Origin of the sequence: Mesorhizobium sp. M0664 (assembly GCF_040320565.1) — a bacterium.
In the GTDB taxonomy this organism is placed as follows: domain Bacteria; phylum Pseudomonadota; class Alphaproteobacteria; order Rhizobiales; family Rhizobiaceae; genus Mesorhizobium.
This window is the reverse complement of the sequence record NZ_JAMYPW010000004.1, coordinates 126,026-141,184: the sequence shown is the minus strand read 5'-3', so window position 1 is coordinate 141,184 and position 15,159 is coordinate 126,026. Positions and strand designations below refer to the sequence as shown.

Annotated in this window: 20 protein-coding genes; 8 read left to right on the top strand and 12 right to left on the bottom strand. The window is 62.3% G+C overall.

What is annotated here, in order from left to right:
* Positions 1–91 precede the first annotated feature (91 nt).
* Positions 92–286 carry a DUF1192 domain-containing protein gene (locus tag NKI39_RS08415; RefSeq protein WP_023678495.1) on the bottom strand — a complete coding sequence of 65 codons (195 nt, stop codon included), beginning with the start codon at positions 284–286 and terminating at the stop codon, positions 92–94.
* 124 nt (positions 287–410) lie between these two features.
* On the opposite strand from NKI39_RS08415, the gene NKI39_RS08410 reads away from it, so the two are divergent.
* The 3 genes from NKI39_RS08410 to NKI39_RS08400 all read left to right on the top strand — a co-directional run bounded on the left by NKI39_RS08410 (position 411) and on the right by NKI39_RS08400 (position 2,744).
* The gene (locus tag NKI39_RS08410) at positions 411–1,421 is read left to right on the top strand and encodes an NAD(P)H-quinone oxidoreductase (protein ID WP_352454845.1); all 1,011 of its coding nucleotides are present in this window, start codon (positions 411–413) and stop codon (positions 1,419–1,421) included.
* A gap of 132 nt (positions 1,422–1,553) precedes the next feature.
* On the top strand, positions 1,554–1,694 hold the full coding sequence (locus tag NKI39_RS08405) for a DUF1127 domain-containing protein (RefSeq protein ID WP_023678493.1): 141 nt from the start codon (positions 1,554–1,556) through the stop codon (positions 1,692–1,694).
* 354 nt (positions 1,695–2,048) lie between these two features.
* Complete coding sequence (locus NKI39_RS08400; protein ID WP_023678492.1) at positions 2,049–2,744, top strand: DUF1013 domain-containing protein; 696 nt, start codon at positions 2,049–2,051, stop codon at positions 2,742–2,744.
* 59 nt (positions 2,745–2,803) lie between these two features.
* Here NKI39_RS08400 and NKI39_RS08395 read toward each other — a convergent pair whose 3' ends face one another.
* The 3 genes from NKI39_RS08395 to NKI39_RS08385 all read right to left on the bottom strand — a co-directional run bounded on the left by NKI39_RS08395 (position 2,804) and on the right by NKI39_RS08385 (position 4,258).
* Positions 2,804–3,523: a helix-turn-helix transcriptional regulator gene (locus tag NKI39_RS08395; RefSeq protein WP_023678491.1), complete on the bottom strand. Its 720-nt coding sequence runs from the start codon at positions 3,521–3,523 to the stop codon at positions 2,804–2,806.
* 18 nt (positions 3,524–3,541) lie between these two features.
* Positions 3,542–3,949, bottom strand: a complete 408-nt coding sequence (locus NKI39_RS08390; RefSeq protein WP_352831387.1) for a hypothetical protein — start codon at positions 3,947–3,949, stop codon at positions 3,542–3,544.
* A gap of 141 nt (positions 3,950–4,090) precedes the next feature.
* On the bottom strand, positions 4,091–4,258 hold the full coding sequence (locus NKI39_RS08385; RefSeq protein WP_023678489.1) for a hypothetical protein: 168 nt from the start codon (positions 4,256–4,258) through the stop codon (positions 4,091–4,093).
* Positions 4,259–4,460: 202 nt separating this feature from the next.
* On the opposite strand from NKI39_RS08385, the gene NKI39_RS08380 reads away from it, so the two are divergent.
* Positions 4,461–4,622, top strand: coding sequence for a hypothetical protein (locus NKI39_RS08380; protein ID WP_352540257.1), 162 nt, complete (start codon positions 4,461–4,463; stop codon positions 4,620–4,622).
* Positions 4,623–4,739: 117 nt separating this feature from the next.
* Here the strand turns inward: NKI39_RS08380 and NKI39_RS08375 are convergent, their stop codons facing one another.
* The 7 genes from NKI39_RS08375 to NKI39_RS08345 form a co-directional block, all read right to left on the bottom strand.
* Positions 4,740–5,471 (bottom strand): SGNH/GDSL hydrolase family protein, encoded by a 732-nt coding sequence (locus NKI39_RS08375; RefSeq protein WP_352767667.1) that lies wholly within the window; start codon positions 5,469–5,471, stop codon positions 4,740–4,742.
* An 82-nt stretch (positions 5,472–5,553) separates the two neighbouring features.
* The gene (locus tag NKI39_RS08370) at positions 5,554–6,294 is read right to left on the bottom strand and encodes a DUF899 domain-containing protein (protein ID WP_352831385.1); all 741 of its coding nucleotides are present in this window, start codon (positions 6,292–6,294) and stop codon (positions 5,554–5,556) included.
* A gap of 150 nt (positions 6,295–6,444) precedes the next feature.
* Positions 6,445–7,470 (bottom strand): class I fructose-bisphosphate aldolase, encoded by a 1,026-nt coding sequence (locus NKI39_RS08365; RefSeq protein WP_352831383.1) that lies wholly within the window; start codon positions 7,468–7,470, stop codon positions 6,445–6,447.
* A 140-nt stretch (positions 7,471–7,610) separates the two neighbouring features.
* Positions 7,611–8,807, bottom strand: coding sequence for a phosphoglycerate kinase (locus tag NKI39_RS08360; protein ID WP_352540261.1), 1,197 nt, complete (start codon positions 8,805–8,807; stop codon positions 7,611–7,613).
* Positions 8,808–8,969: 162 nt separating this feature from the next.
* Positions 8,970–9,824 (bottom strand): transglycosylase SLT domain-containing protein, encoded by an 855-nt coding sequence (locus NKI39_RS08355; RefSeq protein ID WP_352831381.1) that lies wholly within the window; start codon positions 9,822–9,824, stop codon positions 8,970–8,972.
* A gap of 4 nt (positions 9,825–9,828) precedes the next feature.
* Positions 9,829–11,082: a flavodoxin-dependent (E)-4-hydroxy-3-methylbut-2-enyl-diphosphate synthase gene (gene ispG, locus NKI39_RS08350; protein ID WP_352831380.1), complete on the bottom strand. Its 1,254-nt coding sequence runs from the start codon at positions 11,080–11,082 to the stop codon at positions 9,829–9,831.
* 200 nt (positions 11,083–11,282) lie between these two features.
* Positions 11,283–11,462 (bottom strand): YdcH family protein, encoded by a 180-nt coding sequence (locus NKI39_RS08345; protein WP_023678481.1) that lies wholly within the window; start codon positions 11,460–11,462, stop codon positions 11,283–11,285.
* A 240-nt stretch (positions 11,463–11,702) separates the two neighbouring features.
* Here NKI39_RS08345 and NKI39_RS08340 point away from each other — a divergent pair, with 240 nt between their 5' ends.
* Positions 11,703–11,906: a YdcH family protein gene (locus NKI39_RS08340; protein WP_023678480.1), complete on the top strand. Its 204-nt coding sequence runs from the start codon at positions 11,703–11,705 to the stop codon at positions 11,904–11,906.
* A 51-nt stretch (positions 11,907–11,957) separates the two neighbouring features.
* Here NKI39_RS08340 and NKI39_RS08335 read toward each other — a convergent pair whose 3' ends face one another.
* Positions 11,958–12,761, bottom strand: a complete 804-nt coding sequence (locus tag NKI39_RS08335; RefSeq protein ID WP_352831378.1) for an IclR family transcriptional regulator — start codon at positions 12,759–12,761, stop codon at positions 11,958–11,960.
* A 128-nt stretch (positions 12,762–12,889) separates the two neighbouring features.
* Between NKI39_RS08335 and NKI39_RS08330 the strand changes: the two genes are divergently transcribed.
* The 3 genes from NKI39_RS08330 to NKI39_RS08320 all read left to right on the top strand — a co-directional run bounded on the left by NKI39_RS08330 (position 12,890) and on the right by NKI39_RS08320 (position 15,155).
* Positions 12,890–13,771, top strand: coding sequence for a transporter substrate-binding protein (locus NKI39_RS08330; RefSeq protein ID WP_031212143.1), 882 nt, complete (start codon positions 12,890–12,892; stop codon positions 13,769–13,771).
* Positions 13,772–13,837: 66 nt separating this feature from the next.
* Complete coding sequence (locus tag NKI39_RS08325) at positions 13,838–14,503, top strand: amino acid ABC transporter permease (protein ID WP_023678477.1); 666 nt, start codon at positions 13,838–13,840, stop codon at positions 14,501–14,503.
* A 1-nt stretch (position 14,504) separates the two neighbouring features.
* Positions 14,505–15,155 (top strand): amino acid ABC transporter permease, encoded by a 651-nt coding sequence (locus tag NKI39_RS08320; protein ID WP_352831376.1) that lies wholly within the window; start codon positions 14,505–14,507, stop codon positions 15,153–15,155.
* Positions 15,156–15,159: the final 4 nt, after the last annotated feature.

Sequence of the window (15,159 nt, the reverse complement as noted above, 5' to 3'; positions counted from 1 at the left end):
AATCCGGCTGGGGTTTTGGGCACAAGTCTGGAGACAGCGGCATTCGGGCTTTTCGGCGGCGTGCCCGAGCTTTTGGAATTACCCGCAGTAACTACCCGCGGCGAAACAGCGCCTCTGCCGCCGACTTGGTCGAGCCCTTGGTCTTGAGCTCGGCTTCCAGCCGGGCGATCTCGTCGCGCAGGATGCCGATCCGTTCGGACAATTCATCGACGGAAAGCAGCGACAGATCCTGCCCGATCTCGTGCGGGCGCGCTTTCTTCTTGGGTTCGTCGTCGAAGATCGCCATCGTCGCTCCTCCGTGATTGCCCATTTGCCTGATTTGCCAATGAGCATACATAGGGCAAGGGTATGGATGCAAATGGCGGGCAAGAGCTGGCACGAGAAACCGGCGGAGCACGACGGGAAAATTCATGGCGAACGCACAGAAAATTCCGGCGAAGATGATGGCGATCGCCATATCGGAACCGGGCGGGCCGCGGGTGCTGAAACCGGAAACCCGCGACGTACCGGTTCCCGGTCCCGGCGAGATCCTGATCCGGGTGCGGGCCGCCGGCGTCAACCGGCCGGACGTGCAACAGCGCAAGGGCGCCTATCCGCCACCGCCGGGAGCGTCGGATCTGCCGGGGCTGGAAGCAGCAGGCGAAGTCGCTGCCCTTGGTGACGAGATATCGCGCTGGCGCGTCGGCGACCGGGTCTGTGCGCTGACGGCGGGCGGCGGCTATGCCGAATATGTCAGAGTGCACGCCGGCAGCGTGCTGCCGCTGCCCGCCGGCTTTACCTACACCGAAGCGGCGGCGCTGCCGGAAAACTACTTCACTGTTTGGCACAATGTCTTCGAGCGCGGCGGCCTGAAGAGCGGCGAGACACTGCTCGTGCATGGCGGCTCGTCGGGTATCGGCACCACGGCGATCCAGCTTGCTGCTGCTTTCGGCGCCTATGTCGTCACCACCGCCGGCAGCAAGGAGAAATGCGACGCCTGCCTCAAGCTCGGCGCCGACCGGGCGATCAACTACCGCGAGGAGGACTTCGTCGCCGCAGTCAAGGAGGCAACCGGCGGCAAGGGTGCCAATGTCATCCTCGACATGGTCGGCGGCGACTATGTGGCGCGAAACTATGAGGCTGCAGCCATGGAAGGCCGCATCGTCCAGATCGCGACGCAGGGCGGGGCAGTGGCGAGCGCCGATTTCTTCAAGATCATGGCCAAGCGGCTCGTGCACACAGGATCGCTGCTCAGGCCACGCACCGTGGAGTTCAAGGCGGCAGTTGCGGCTGCGCTCGAGGCGCAGGTTTGGCCGCTGCTCGGCACGCGCAAGGTTGCGCCGGTGATGGATACGATCTTCCCGCTCAAGGAAGCGTGGCGGGCGCATGAGCGGATGGAGGAGGGTGAGCACATCGGCAAGATTGTGCTCGATGTCGCCTGACGGCCCGCAAACAGGCTGAACGAAAGCTTAATGGTGCAATGCAACAAACGCATTGCGGCCATGCAAAAGCGTCTGTTCAATTTTTCATCGCCGATGCCTATTTACGCGGCATCAAAACGATGGAGGACTATCATGAACCCGATCCGCGCTTTCCGTAACTGGCGCATGTACAACGAAACTGTGCGCGAACTGAACCGGCTGAATGCTCGTCAGCTCAACGACCTCGGCATCAACCGCGGCGACATCGAGAGAATCGCCCGCAAAGGGCTTTGATCTCGAGCACGATCCCGCTCGAAGACCGGGCGCCGCTTTTCGGCAACGCCGAGCCGCGGTTCGGGATCAAGCTTTAGAAGCCAGAGCCGCAGCAGACGGATTTCCGTCGCCGGTTCCGAGCCCGCCCGACCTTGGTCTGGCGGGCTTTGTCTTTTTGAAGGTTTCGACTGCATGGCGTCATCTGCCGACCCTTCGCGGTCTGCTGGTCGCGCTACCGTGCCGTCCTTGACGCGCGCCTGCCAAAAACATTGCGAAACGGCGAGCGAGCGGTTATATAGACCGCGATTTTCCCATTTTGGTGGCTCTAAACCACCGCCCGCGCGGGAACGCGGGCGAACGAGAAGGATTTTTGTAATGGCCAATACGCTGCTGATGCCAAAGGCGACCGCCGTCTGGCTGGTTGACAACACAGCGCTTTCCTTCGAGCAGATCGCGCAGTTCTGCGGACTGCATCCGCTTGAGGTCAAGGCGATCGCCGACGGCGAGTCGGCGCAAGGCATCAAGGGCATGGACCCGATCATGACCGGCCAGCTCACTCGCGACGAGATCGCGCGCGCCGAGAAGGACGCCAACCACCGGCTGAAGCTCTCCGATCCCAAGGTGCGGGTGCCGGAATCCAAACGCAAGGGTCCGCGCTACACACCGCTGTCGAAGCGCCAGGACCGGCCCAACGCCATCCTCTGGCTGGTGCGCAACCATCCCGAGCTCAAGGATGCGCAGATTGCCCGCCTTGTCGGCACAACGAAGTCGACGATCGACCAGATCCGCGACAGAAAGCACTGGAACTCCGCCAATCTCCAGCCGATGGATCCGGTGACGCTCGGCCTGACGTCGCAGATCGACCTCGATATGGAAATCAACCGCGCCTCGCGCGGCCGCGAGCAGGCGCAGCCGGTCGGCGATACGCTGCTGCCGGCCGCCTTGACCGAACGGCTGGTGCCGGCGCCCGAAAAGCCGAAGGACGAGGACCGCGAACTTGACGCCAACGCCGTCTTCGCCAAGCTTTCGGCGCTGAAGTCGAAGGACAAGGACGCCGACGAAGAGGAATAGGTCTGGCATCCAAAACTAAAAGCCCGCTTTCAAGCGGGCTTTTTTTGTGATCTTCCGTGTCAGCTTCGCGCCGCCCGGTCCGGCGCCATGCCGTAATCCTCGCTGCGCTCCACCGCGCGATAGAAATCAGCGAGCTGCTTGCCGCGCTCCGGCTTGAAGGTGCGGCCGGCGATGACCACCGAGGCGATGCGGTCGATGCGGAAGGCGCGGAAATCGCCGCGCATCTCACACCAGGCGACCAAGGTCCACACCTTGCCCCAGAACCACAGGCCGAGCGGGCGGATGTCGCGCGCGGTGCTGCGGCCGGCCTCATCCGAATAGTCGATGGTCAGCACCTGACGTTTCTCGATGGACCGCTCGATCAGGTCGATGGCTTCGCGGGCGGCATCGCTTACCACCCACATCGGCGTGTGGATCTCGGTACGGGCGATGCGGTCCTTTTCGGCGTCGGGCAACACGGCGCCTATCTTGACCAGCGCCTCGTCGGCGGCTCGCGCCATGGCCGCGCCGCCAAAGGCGCGCACCATGCGGGCGCCGGCGACCAGCGCGACGATCTCGTCACGCGTGAACATCAGCGGCGGAAGATCGAAACCCTCCCTCATCATGTAGCCGACACCGGCCTCGCCGTCGATCGGCACGCCGGTCGACTGCAGGTCTGCGATGTCGCGATAGATCGTCCGCTCGGAAACCTCGAGCCACGTGCCCAGCTTCTGGGCGGTGACCAGACGACCACCACGCAGATGCTGCACGATCTGGAAGAGCCTGTCGGCGCGGCGCATCGTATGGTCCCTCGGCGTCTATCGTTCCAGCCCTTCGCGCTTGCGCTGCGCGGCGACGAAGGCCGCGCCGAAGGACAGTTTACTCGTTGTCGGCGGGTTTGCGCCGACCACCCGCCAGAACGGCGCAACGTCGCCCAGCGCCATACCACCCTCAAGATCCTCGTTGGCGGCCTCGGCGACGGTGCGCAGATGATAGCCGATGGTGACCGGACATGTCATCTCGGCACCGTGCTCGATGGCGAGAGCGGTGCGCAAAGCGCGGACATTCATGTCCATGCCTTCGGGGATGGAGCGGATGAATGCATGGACCTGGCGAGCTGTAGGAACCAGCATCGGCTGGCCTTCGATGACGTCGCCGATGGTGCGTGGCGACGGTGTTATGCCGTTGATGCCAGGCGTGTTCAGCCTGTCGTTCCAGCTTTTCATCGATCGTCCTCTCGGCCATCCGGCTCCGGCGGCCATCGCACTATGGCACGAGCCTCCTGACACCATACTGTCAGGAGGCTTCAGCATGCCCATTTCAGCTCGTCGCCAGGTCGCATCCAAACGCCACGCAGAAAGCTTGCCTCAATTGCCGCCATTGCGGCGGTCGCCATACATGTCCGGCCAACCAATATCCTTGCGGATGTCCGCAGGCAGGGTGTTCATGAATCGCTGGGTGCGGATCTCATTGCGGATCGTCCGGATCTTGCCGACATAGTGCTGCACGCTACGCAGAATGGTAATACCGTTCATGGCTGGTCTCCTCTCTTTCGATGCAGGCACTATCGCACACCCCTGCTGACAGCAGTCTGTCAGGAGGGTGCGGCTCTCATGACCGGCGTTCCGATTTATCCATCGAAGTGACAAGGCAGTGCTGAAAAGAGGCTTGCCGCAGTGGAAGCCGGCGATCCCGGAGCCGCTTTGACAGCCAGCCGCGATGCTGATCAAAGGCTGCATGTCGAAACTTCTCGCGCTCGTCATCATCTTCATGATGGTCATCCAGCTCATCAAGCCGCTCGGCTGGCCCGGGCTGAAGCGGCGCAGCGATTTCTGGAAGCTGGCGCTGCTGGCGATGGCGGCGATTTCGATTACGGCGGTGCTCGGGCACTGGACGTAATGCATGTCGCGCAAAAGTGTGCAGCGGTTTTGCGACAACGACATGCATAAAAACAAGAACCTGAAGCGCGTCGGATGAGGCCAATCGAATGCGACGCGCTTTAGTGCGGGCGGCCCGCTACGCGACGCCCGGTTCGTTGGCGAGCACCAGGCTGACCAGATGTTCCGCCCAGGCTCGGTAGCCGGCTTCCGAAGCGTGAAATCCATCCGATGCGAAGCCGGCATCGGCATCCGTGATCGGCAGCCGGGGCGCCGGTATGGCGCCGCGTTCGAGGCAAAGGCGCTCGCCCATCCGGTTCACCTCGACGGCGCGGATTTCGAGGATCTTGCCGAGCAATGGCGGCATTGCCGGAGCCCGGGTGAACTCCAGCACCGGCGACCACACCACGCGCGCTTCCGGCCATTTGGCGCGCAGCGCGTAGAGCAGGCCGCCAAACTCGCGCTTGAAGCGCGGTACCGAATGAAAATTCTTGGTGTCGTTGGTACCGACGGCCAGCACGATATGCGTCCACGGATCGGCCGATAGATTGGGCAGCACATGATCGCGGATCTGGCCAGAGGTTGCCGAGTTGAAGCCGGCCGCCCGCCAGCGCACGGTGCGGCCGGTGCGTTGCGCAATCAGAACTGCCAGTTGCGCGGCCAATCCGTTTTCGGAATTGCCGATGCCGACCGAGGCGGCGGAGGAATCGCCAAGCACCAGAACCGAGATTGCTGGCGCCAGGCCAGATATCTCGTGCATGACCGGACCTTGTGCCGGCAGCATGCGGGCGGTGCGGCGACGCACGCCAAGTCCTTGCCAGACATAAACCGGAAAGGCGAGCCAGGTGAGAAGGGTCGGAAAGCGCCGCATGGCAAGTCCCTTTTAGGGCATAGCGAACAGCACTTAGCGCATGTCGGGCCGAAGGCGAAAGACCTTGGGTGACCGCCCGTCGTCAATGGCAGCAGCTGTCCTGCATCTCGGGCGTATCCGCATATTCGTCGTGCAGCCGCACCCAGTCCACCAGGCTATGGTGGGGACCGGTTTCGTTGCGACCCTTCGGCGTCAGGTCGAGATAGTGATAGGCGCCGATCAGCGGATCGCCGCCTCTGGAGCGCGAGATAAAAGTCAGGAAGATGTCGCCTTTCTCGTCGCGATAGAACACGCTGGTGCCGGGAAGATCCTTCGATTGCCGCGCGCGCCGCTCGAAATTGTAGGTCGTGTCGCCGGCCGCGATCTGCTTGTCGGTGAATGACACCTGCATGTCGAAGTTGAAGTCCGAAGCGTACGACGACACCCAGTCGAATTTCCAGCCCATGCGCTGCTTGTAGGGCAGAAGCTCGGCCAGCGGCGCCCGCGCAACCACCACGAGCGAGACGTCGTGGTGCCTGAGATGCTGGTTGGCACCGTCGATGTGGTCGGCAAGGAACGAGCAGCCCTCGCAACGATAGTCGGCACCGGGGCCGAACATGAAATGGTAGATGATCAGCTGGCTGTTGCCGCCAAACAGGTCAGGCAGTTTCTTTGGCCCCTGCTCGGTCTCGAAGACGTAGTCCTTGCGGATCTTCAGCCACGGCAGTTCGCGGCGTTCGGCGGCGACGCGGTCGCGAAAGCGCGTCAATTCCTTTTCGCGCGCCAGATGCGCCTTGTGCGCCTGAAACCATTTTTCCTGCGATACGGTCTTGTTGTTTGGCATAGGTCTGCTCCTCTTTTCACGGAGGACGATCGGCAGCGAGGAATGCCGACACAGAGCTGCATTTTTAGTTGCAGGAAATCGCAGACCTTGCTGCTTTCAAACAAACCCGGGCACATGGCCCGGGTCGGAGGGAACGCAACCTGAATTCCGTCAGGCGGCTTGCTCCAGCGTCGGCTGCCATTGTCCAAGCGCTGCCAGATGGTTCATGTGGGCGCGATGGGCGAAGGCGGCCTGTGCGGCGGCGACGTTCGCCGGCTTGCCGCTCCAGGCCTTCTGCGGAGCGGCCTGCAAGGCGCGGCCGTAGGAGAAGGTCAGCTTCCACGGATGCGGGCCGATAGCGTTGATGGCATTGAGGTTGGCGGTCGCCTGCTCGTCCGTTTGTCCGCCTGACAGGAAGGCGATGCCTCCGATCGCGGCCGGCACCGTCTCGCGGAACAGTTTTATGGTCTTTTCGGCGACTTCCTCGGGGCTGCTGACCTTGCCCGATTTCTTGCCGGCAAGGACCATGTTCGGTTTCAGGATGGTGCCTTCGAGCACGACGCGGGCCGCATAGAGCTCGGTGTACAACTTTGTCAGTGTCGCCTTGCTGATCTCGTAGCAGGTGTCGATGTCGTGGGCGCCGTCCATCAGCACCTCCGGCTCGACGATCGGCACGATGCCGGCCTCCTGGCAAAGCGCGGCGTAACGGGCGAGCGCATGGGCGTTCGAGCCGATCGACGTGGCGGAAGGCACGCCCTTGGCAACATCGATGTCGATCACCGCGCGCCATTTGGCAAAGCGGGCGCCGAGCTTGTAATAGTCGGCAAGGCGTTCGCGCAGGCCGTCGAGGCCCTCGGTGATGGTGTCGCCGGGAAAGCCGGCCAGCGGCTTGGCGCCGGCGTCGACCTTGATGCCGGGGATAGCGCCTGATGCCTTGATGATGTCGACCAGCGGTGTGCCGTCGGCGGCCTTCTGGTGAATGGTCTCGTCGTAGAGGATGACGCCGGAAATGTACTTGGTCATTGCATCGCTGGCGCGGAACATCATCTCGCGATAGTCGCGGCGACTGTCGGCGGTCGACTCGACACCGATGACGTCGAAGCGCTTCTTGATGGTGCCGGAGCTCTCGTCGGCAGCCAGCAGGCCTTTGCCATTGGCCACCATCGCGGCAGCAATGTCCTCGAGACGTTCGCTCATCGTGCTTCTCCTGAAAGAATTGATCCGTGCCCAGCAGACCACCAGAGCAACGCAGGTTCAAGTCGAACAATTTCACCGGGTAGGCGCGAATCGATTGAAAGTCGCGGGCGCCCTCTTTCGCGCTGTTATTGCTGCCGCGCTCAGCGCTTCAAGATGTCGACGCCGGGCAAGGGCTTGCCTTCCATCCACTCCAGGAAAGCGCCGCCAGCCGTCGAGACATAGGTGAAGTCGTCGGCTACGCCGGCATGGTTGAGCGCCGCCACCGTATCGCCGCCGCCGGCGACCGAGATCAGTCTGCCGGCCCTGGTGCGCGCTGCCGCGTGCCTGGCCGTCGCCACCGTTGCGTGGTCGAATGGCTCGATCTCGAAGGCGCCGAGCGGCCCGTTCCAGACCAGCGTCGCGGCGCGGTCGATCCATTCGGCAATGGTTTTCACGGTCTTTGCGCCGACGTCGAGGATCATGCCGTCGGCCGGCACGTCTGCTATGGCGACGGTCTCGCTGGCGGCGCCGGCCTTGAACTCCCTGGCGACAACGCCGTCGGCGGGCAGGATGATGGCGCAGCCGGCCTCGGCCGCCTCGATCATGATCTGCTTGGCGGTGGTCGCGAGATCACGCTCGCACAAGGATTTCCCGACGTCGGTGCCGCGTGCCGCGAGAAACGTGTTGGCCATGCCGCCGCCGATGACCAGCGCGTCGACCTTCTTCACCAGGTTCATCAACAGGTCGATCTTGGTCGAGACCTTGGCCCCGCCGACGATGGCGACAACCGGACGGACGGGATTGCCAAGACCCTTTTCCAACGCGTCGAGCTCGGCCTGCATGGTGCGGCCGGCGAAGGAAGGCTGCACATGCGCCAACCCTTCCGTCGACGAGTGGGCGCGGTGCGCAGCAGAGAAGGCGTCGTTGACGAAAATGTCGCCGTTGGCGGCGAGCTTTTCGGTGAAGGCCGGATCGTTCTGCTCCTCGCCCTTATGGAAGCGGGTGTTCTCGAGCAGCAGCACGTCGCCATTATTCATGGCAGCAATGGCATTTCCCGCCTTGTCGCCGATGCAGTCGGCGGCAAAGCCAACCGGGCGGCCGAGCACTTCCGCCGTCGCCTTGGCGATCGGCTCGAGCGAGAATTCCGCCGCCGGTCCATCCTTCGGCCGGCCGAAATGGGCAAGCAGGATGACCTTGGCGCCCTTGCCGGAGAGCTCGGCAATGGTCGGCGCAATGCGCTCGATGCGGGTGGCGTCGGTGACCTTGCCCTCGGCGACGGGAACGTTGAGGTCGACACGCACCAGCACACGCTTGCCGCTGATATTGCCGATGTCGTCCAGTGTCTTGAAGCCGGCCATGCTGATCCCTTTCGCGAAAAATCGCGGGGACCTTACCCCGCATCGACGACGATGCAAGACCTGCCTAACGGTTCACCGAAAATATGATTCACGTATCGAGGACGAAGTGCCCACGGGGAGCGAGATGGGCAGCAATGGCGCAAAACGCACCGACATATGGCTTTACCGGTTGCGCACCACGATGCAGGCGCCGCCGACGCTTTGCAGCTTGTCGCAGATCGTGTCGGCCTTGGCTCTGCTATCGGCGCCGATCCGCACGGCATAGATGCCGCGCCTGCCGATCGGTGTGCGGACCCGGCTGACCACCGGATCGTGGCCGGCAAGCAGTGCCGGGAACCGGCTTTTCACTCTCAGCCACTGGTTGAGCGCCGCGGCGCGGCGAAAATTGCCGGCCACCTGCACGCCCCACGGCTTGATGTTGATCGACGACATCGGCACGGTTCTGGACATGATCACCGGCAGCTCGCGGCAAGCGGCAGCGAAACTCGCCTTCTTGTCGAGCGGCCGGATGACGCCGGCGTAGGCGGTATTGGTGAAGTTGTCGGCCGGCTCGCCCATGACGTCCAGAACGTAGCTTTCGGTCTCCATCGGCAAGAAGCCGCCGGAATTCAGCCAGCGCGTCACCCGGCTCTCGCCGGCATTGTAGGCGGCGGCGGCGAGGCCGAGATTGCCGAAACCGGATTTCATTTCGGCGAGGTATTTTGCCGAGGCCGGGATCGCCTGTTCGATGTCGAAGGAATTGGCGAGCCCGCGCATCCTGGCGGTGCCCGGCATGAATTGGGCGATACCCTCGGCGCCGACGGGGCTGACCGCATTGGGATCGAAACGGCTTTCCTTCCAGATCAGCCGGGCAAAGAAATCCCGGGGCAGGCCATTCTGGTCGGCATGCGTCTCGATAAGATCGCAAACTCGATCAATCAGCTTCTGCTTGGCGGGCCGCGGCGGATCGGCCTGGACGGCTGTCGCCCAGCCCAGCCCGCAAATGACAACCAGCGTCGCCCCAAGCAAACGCCGCATCGAACTACTCCGCCGCGGCTTTGCCGTGTTGCCCAAACCGCCGTTCGATGTAGTCGGAAACCATTTTTTCGAAATCCGCGGCGATCGACGGGCCGCGCAGGGTCGCCGCCTTCTTGCCGTCGACGAACACCGGGGCGGTCGGTGTCTCACCGGTGCCGGGCAGCGAAATGCCGATATCGGCATGTTTGGATTCGCCCGGACCGTTGACGATGCAACCCATCACCGCGACCTTGAGGTTCTCGACGCCGGGATATTGTTCGCGCCACACAGGCATGTTCTTGCGCAGGTCGGCCTGGATGTTCTGGGCAAGCTCCTGGAACACGGTCGAGGTTGTGCGGCCGCAGCCCGGGCAGGCGGCGACGATCGGCACGAACTGCCGGAAGCCCATGGTCTGCAACAGTTCCTGCGACACCTGCACCTCGCGCGTGCGGTCGCCGTTCGGCTCCGGCGTCAGCGAAATGCGGATGGTGTCGCCAATGCCTTGCTGGAGCAGGATGCCCATGGCAGCGGACGAGGCGACGATGCCTTTCGAGCCCATGCCGGCCTCTGTCAGGCCGAGGTGCAGCGCATGGTCGGATCGGGTGGCAAGCTCGGTGTAGACGGCGATCAGATCCTGCACGCCGCTGACCTTGGCCGACAGGATGATTTTCTCGCGCGCAAGGCCGATCTCTTCGGCCATTCCGGCCGACAGGATCGCCGATTGCACGATTGCCTCGCGCGTCACTTCCTGCGCCGTCAGCGGAAAGCCCTGGGCCTGGTTGTCGTCCATCAGCCGGGTCAGCAGCTCCTGGTCAAGCGAACCCCAATTGACGCCGATGCGCACCGGTTTGTCGTATTTGATCGCCATCTCGACGATCGCCGCGAACTGCCGGTCTTTCTTGTCCTTGAAGCCGACATTGCCGGGATTGATACGGTATTTGGCCAGTGCCTCGGCACAGGCCGGGTGGTCGGCCAGGAGCTTGTGGCCGATATAGTGGAAATCGCCGACCAGCGGCACGTCGATGCCGAGCCGTTCCAGCCGCTCGCGGATAGCCGGTAGGGCCGCAGCGCTTTCGTCGCGATCGACGGTTATGCGCACGATCTCGGAGCCGGCACGATGCAGCGCCGCCACTTGCGCGACCGTCTGGTCGACATCGGCCGTATCGGTGTTGGTCATTGACTGGACGACGACCGGCGCACCGCCGCCGACCATCACGCCGCCGACATCGACACCGACCGACCTGCGGCGTGGGAAGGGTGAAGAAAAATATCCGGTCATGCCGGCTGCCTTTAATCTTGAAGGTCCGGGCATGAGGTGGAGGAGCAAAGATGGCTTGTCAATGGCGACTGGCGCGCAGGCCCAGCAAATCGGAAATGACAAGACGGCAGCTTGCCGCAAATCCACGAACGTTTCCGGTAGCATAGCGATGCCACCGGAAAGATCGCGCGCCGGGCGGCGCTTCTAGTCCTGGAAGGGCTTCAGTGCGTCGTCGGTTTCGCCTTCAGTTTTTCAATCTCGTCCTTGAGCGCCAGCTTGCGCCGCTTGAGATTCACGATTTCGAGGTCGTCTACCGATGGATGGGTCATCGCATCATCGATTTCGCGTTCGATGTCGCCGTGTTTCCGCTGCAGCTCATCAAGATGGGATGCAAGAGACATGATTGGTTCTCCCTTTCATGGTTTCCTCGGATTGCAGCCGTCATGGCACGTCCACCGCAGGCTCGCTTCTATGACGGCATAATGACAGTGTGCCACCATCGCGCACCGATGTCGAATGCTGCGTGGTAGCATTCCACGCCAATATGAAATGTGATATGGGCTGCGCGCCGGTGCAAGAAGGCCCGGTCCCGCCCAATCAGGCCCATAGTTTGGGCGCCGCAGACGTGCAGACGGTAAAAAATGTCCGATCAGGAACAGGCAGATATCCGCCTCGAATATTCCCGGCTGAAGCAGGAACACGCCGATTTCGACGCGGCCATCAATGCGATGATCGCCATGAATTGCGACCCGCTGCAAATCCAGCGCATGAAGAAAAAGAAGCTTTTCCTGAAGGACAGGCTGATGGCGCTGGAAGACAAGATCATTCCAGATATTATTGCTTGAACGAACGCCATTGCTTGAACGAACGCCGGCGCCGGCTTGCTGGAAAAGCGGTTATGCCGCGATCGAAAGCCGTGCGGCGCGCTCGCGCAACAACGCTATCAGGTCGTCGGTCTTTTCGGTCGAGGTATCGATCGGAACCACCAGGCACATCGTCGCCTCGACCCTGCCCGGCGCTGAGAAGACCGGCGCGGCCAGGCATTTGGTGTAGGCATCGACAAGGCCGGAGGTGACGCAGTAGCCGGCCGACTTGGCGACGGCGATGTCGTCTATGAAATCGTCGAGTTGCAATCTGCGGCCGTCGGGCAGCACGAGATCGTCCTCGGAGACCATATCCTCGATCGCTGCCCTGTCGAAGCCGGCGAGGAGCAGTCGCCCGGAAGCTGTCCAGGGGAGCGGTATTTGCAGACCGGTCGCCGAGCTGATCCGGAATGGCCTCGTCCCCGGGCTTGAATGGACGATGGTGTAGCGGCCGCTTTGCAGCATGCACAACTCCGAGGTCTCGCCGGTCTCGCGTGACAGATGGTCGACTTCTTGGCGCCCTCGCCTGAGCAGGTCGTTGCCCCGCACATAGTCCATTCCGTAGAGATAGAGCTTCTTTCCGAAATAAACCCGATTGCCGTCTCCGGCCATTTCCAGCAGACCTGCGTCGACCAGCGAGCGCACAAGCGTATAAGTCGTCGAACGCGGCGCGTTTACCCCCTTGGCAAGATCGCCGATGCCGATCGCGCGCTGGGTCGCGTGAAGAAACTCCAAAATCTGGAGGACCCGGTTGAGGCCCTTCTCCCGAGAAGCCGAGTTCTTGTCTTCGTCCAGACCGGCGTCCGGTCGAGCGGCCAAGGCATTACCTTCTTGCATTATCGATCCCTGATGTTAATCTGTCTTGTACAGAGTACAGGCGTCTCTTGTAAGGGACAATGACGTCAGTTGCAACCGATGCCTGTACTGCTGCTCCAAAGGGGAACACAACACGAAAGGAGGTCGCCGTGAACGACACATCCAAAAGGCGTGAATTTCTGAAACTGGGAATGGCCGGGCTTGCAACGGCCGGAGTGATGAGCGCCGCTACCGCGGTCGACGTTCAGAAAGCGGCGGCCCAGGCAGCGCCGGACAGCCTGCTGCGCACCGTCCTCGAGCGCGGCAAGGTGATCGTCGGCACCGGCAGCACCAATGCGCCCTGGCATTTCGAGAACGACGCCGGCGAACTGGTGGGCATGGACATCACCATGGGTCGCATTCTCGCCAAGGGGCTTTTCGACGATCCGACCAAAGTGGAATTCGTCATGCAGGATCCGGCTCAGCGCATTCCGAACGTGACCACCAACAAGGTCGACATCACCATCCAGTTCATGACCATGACCGCCCAGCGCTCGCAGCTGATCCACTTCTCCCGACCCTACTACGTCGAAGGCATCGCCTTGCTGACCCTTCCGAACGCCGAAAACAAGACCTTCGACAAGCTGCTTGCCGGCGGTTCGGCGACGCGGATTTCCATCCTGCAAAATGTCGATGCCGAGGCTAACGTGCATATCGTCCTGCCGGAGTCGCAGGTGATGCAGATAGACACGCAGGCCAACGTGCTGCAGGCCCTGGAATCGAAGCGCGTCGACGCCGCCGCGGTCGATCTGTCAACGGTGCGCTGGCTCGCCTCGCGCAATCCGGACAAATACTTCGATGCCGGCAAGAGCTGGTTCTCAATGCTTTATGGTGCCGCGCTTCGGCAGGGCGACCTCGACTGGCTGACCTTCGTCAACCAGACCTTCACCATCGCCATGTTCGGTCATGAAACGGCACTCTACGACGCTGCGTTCAAGGATTATTTCGGACAGGAGCCGCCGGCGCGCCATCCCGGTTTCCCAGTCATTTGATGCAAGCGGGCGGAAGGACAACGTCCTTCCGCCTTCTCTCATCACAGCCCTCCATGACGAGGACGCATGGGTTATACTCTCAACTTCAACCTTATCTGGCGGCATTTCGACAAGCTCTGGGGCGGACTGCTGCTAAGCCTCGAACTGGCCGTCATCTCGATCGCGATCGGCATCGTCATCGGGCTCGTTCTGGCGGTCTGGTACGTGTCGGCCGGACGTGCGGTGCGGACCATCATCGCGGGGTATGTCGAGTTCATCCGCAACGTGCCGCTGATCCTGCTCGTCTATCTGGTCTTCTACGGCTTGCCGACGGTGGTCGACATTGCCTACAGCGCGCAAACCTCATTCATTGCCACGCTGTCGCTCTACAGCGGCGCCTACCTGGTCGAGGTGTTTCGCTCGGGGCTCGAGGCGGTGCCGCGCGGTCAGCTCGACGCCGGCAAGGCAATCGGCCTGACACCATGGCAAAGGCTGCTCGATGTGCGCCTGCCGACGATGCTGCGCATAACCCTGCCGGCGCTTTCCAACACATTCATATCGCTCTTCAAGGATACGTCCGTGGCGTCGGTCATCTCGGTACCCGAACTCACCTATGGCGCCCAGTGGATCAACTTCAACACGTTCCGCATTGTCGAAGTCTATCTGGTGGTGACGGCAATGTACCTGTTGACCGGCTACACGCTGCTTTTCGCGCTGCGGCTCGTCGAGCGCCGGTTCAAGGCGGCGCGCTGACATGCTGAGCCAGATCATCTACGCCTTGCCGTTCCTCGCCGAAGGCTTTGCCGTAACCTTGTGGGTGTCGCTGCTGGTCGTGGTGTTATCGCTCATCGCCGGCGTGCTGATGGGTGTCGGCCTTGTCTATGGTCCTTCTCCGCTGCGCTGGGCAGTGCGCATCTTCAGCGACACCATCCGCGGCATTCCGATCCTGGTGCTGATCTTCTTCGTCTATTACGGCCTGCCCGCGGTGGGGCTGCATCTGGAATCCTTTTGGGCGGCCGTGTTCGCCCTCACCCTCTTCAAGACCGCACAAGTGGTCGAGTATCTCAGGGGCGCTGTCGGCTCGATTCCCAAGGGTCAGTCCGAGGCGGCGCTGGCGATCGGACTGACCTTTCGCCAGCGGCTGGCCTACGTCATTTTTCCGCAGGCGTTCAGGCGTTTCCTGCCACCCTGGATCAATGGCGTCACCGACGCGGTAAAGGGTAGCGCGCTGGTCTCGCTGCTCGGCATCACCGACCTCATGCAGGCTATCAACCAGGTCATCGGCCGCACCTATGAGGCGATGCCGCTCTACATTCTCGGTGCGCTCGTCTACTTCGCCGTCAACTACGCCCTCTCCTTGGCCAGCCGGCGCCTGGAGCGGCGTTTCTCCTTCATCCGGGAATAGCACG

Excerpts from the sequence above, each read along its gene's own strand:
- NKI39_RS08415 (WP_023678495.1), bottom strand. The coding sequence starts at position 286 with ATGGCGATCTTCGACGACGAACCCAAGAAGAAAGCGCGCCCGCACGAG.
- NKI39_RS08410 (WP_352454845.1), top strand. The coding sequence starts at position 411 with ATGGCGAACGCACAGAAAATTCCGGCGAAGATGATGGCGATCGCCATA.
- NKI39_RS08405 (WP_023678493.1), top strand. The coding sequence starts at position 1,554 with ATGAACCCGATCCGCGCTTTCCGTAACTGGCGCATGTACAACGAAACT.
- NKI39_RS08400 (WP_023678492.1), top strand. The coding sequence starts at position 2,049 with ATGGCCAATACGCTGCTGATGCCAAAGGCGACCGCCGTCTGGCTGGTT.
- NKI39_RS08395 (WP_023678491.1), bottom strand. The coding sequence starts at position 3,523 with ATGCGCCGCGCCGACAGGCTCTTCCAGATCGTGCAGCATCTGCGTGGT.
- NKI39_RS08390 (WP_352831387.1), bottom strand. The coding sequence starts at position 3,949 with ATGAAAAGCTGGAACGACAGGCTGAACACGCCTGGCATCAACGGCATA.
- NKI39_RS08385 (WP_023678489.1), bottom strand. The coding sequence starts at position 4,258 with ATGAACGGTATTACCATTCTGCGTAGCGTGCAGCACTATGTCGGCAAG.
- NKI39_RS08380 (WP_352540257.1), top strand. The coding sequence starts at position 4,461 with ATGTCGAAACTTCTCGCGCTCGTCATCATCTTCATGATGGTCATCCAG.
- NKI39_RS08375 (WP_352767667.1), bottom strand. The coding sequence starts at position 5,471 with ATGCGGCGCTTTCCGACCCTTCTCACCTGGCTCGCCTTTCCGGTTTAT.
- NKI39_RS08370 (WP_352831385.1), bottom strand. The coding sequence starts at position 6,294 with ATGCCAAACAACAAGACCGTATCGCAGGAAAAATGGTTTCAGGCGCAC.
- NKI39_RS08365 (WP_352831383.1), bottom strand. The coding sequence starts at position 7,470 with ATGAGCGAACGTCTCGAGGACATTGCTGCCGCGATGGTGGCCAATGGC.
- NKI39_RS08360 (WP_352540261.1), bottom strand. The coding sequence starts at position 8,807 with ATGGCCGGCTTCAAGACACTGGACGACATCGGCAATATCAGCGGCAAG.
- NKI39_RS08355 (WP_352831381.1), bottom strand. The coding sequence starts at position 9,824 with ATGCGGCGTTTGCTTGGGGCGACGCTGGTTGTCATTTGCGGGCTGGGC.
- ispG (WP_352831380.1), bottom strand. The coding sequence starts at position 11,082 with ATGACCGGATATTTTTCTTCACCCTTCCCACGCCGCAGGTCGGTCGGT.
- NKI39_RS08345 (WP_023678481.1), bottom strand. The coding sequence starts at position 11,462 with ATGTCTCTTGCATCCCATCTTGATGAGCTGCAGCGGAAACACGGCGAC.
- NKI39_RS08340 (WP_023678480.1), top strand. The coding sequence starts at position 11,703 with ATGTCCGATCAGGAACAGGCAGATATCCGCCTCGAATATTCCCGGCTG.
- NKI39_RS08335 (WP_352831378.1), bottom strand. The coding sequence starts at position 12,761 with ATGCAAGAAGGTAATGCCTTGGCCGCTCGACCGGACGCCGGTCTGGAC.
- NKI39_RS08325 (WP_023678477.1), top strand. The coding sequence starts at position 13,838 with ATGGGTTATACTCTCAACTTCAACCTTATCTGGCGGCATTTCGACAAG.
- NKI39_RS08320 (WP_352831376.1), top strand. The coding sequence starts at position 14,505 with ATGCTGAGCCAGATCATCTACGCCTTGCCGTTCCTCGCCGAAGGCTTT.